Here is a 1,054-nt window from a genome sequence, read left to right as displayed (position 1 = left end):
GGCACTTGTAATGGTAGTACAGATTGTACTATAGATAAACCTACTAATAGCGGTGTTACTATAAGTGGTGCAGACGGTGGTACTTTAACTATTACAAGTGATGGTAGTGTTACAAACTCAAGTAAACATGGCGTAGAAGTTATGAGTGGTGCTACCAATGTAACTATCAATAATGCTGGTACAATAAAAAGTACAGCTAATGGTAATCATGGTGTAGAAATATGGGGAGCTTCTACTGTAGATAAAATCACTAATACAGGCTTGATTGAAAGTACAGGTGGCTCTGGCATTAGTGTAACAACCAAAAATACTACTTTAAAAAATTTAGAAAACAGCGGGACTATAAGTGGAAATGGTAATGGCATAAAAGTTGATAATGGTGCTACACTTCAAAATTTAAATAACAATGGCACTATAAGCGGAAATATTGGTGTATTTTTAGGAGGTGGAGCTACTGTAGAAAAATTAAATAATACCGGTAGTATTATCGGAGAAGAACACGGTATACGTGTTAATAACAATAATCAAAAAGATAAAATAAACACAATAATAAATTCCGGACTTATTAGTGGTATTAATGGTGATGGTATGGCGCTTTTTTCTGTTGAGATAGAACATTTTGATAATCAAAAAGATATCATCGGAAATAACCATGGTTTAAATATGCAAAGATATAACCATACAAGTGCTAAAGTAGGAACATTAGATAATTCAGGAAATATCATCGGAACTAATGGACATGGAATATATACTCAAACAGGAAATAATGCTAGTATAACACTTTTAAATAATAAATCAAATGGTTTAATCCAAGGTGGACAAGATGGTATTCATGTATTTGCTATGTTTGGGCAAGCTGGAACTATAAATACTTTAAATAATGAAGGTTCTATTATAGGTGGAAGGCATGGTATTAATTTACAAGAATTTTCTAATATTGTTTATACCAACTCTATACATACTATAGAAAATAAAGGAACTATATTAGGTCAAAGTGGTGCAGGTATATTTGTAAATGGCAAAAACCAACACATCAAAGACTACATCAAACTAG

1 pseudogene is annotated in these 1,054 nt (G+C 32.1%); it reads left to right on the top strand.

Annotated elements, in window-relative coordinates:
- Window positions 1-1,054, top strand: a pseudogene (locus L8V77_RS07640) (hypothetical protein); the annotation flags it as partial.

This window comes from Campylobacter sp. IFREMER_LSEM_CL2127 (genome assembly GCF_025771745.1).
GTDB lineage: Bacteria > Campylobacterota > Campylobacteria > Campylobacterales > Campylobacteraceae > Campylobacter_D.
This window is presented reverse-complemented; position numbering and strand designations above follow the sequence as displayed.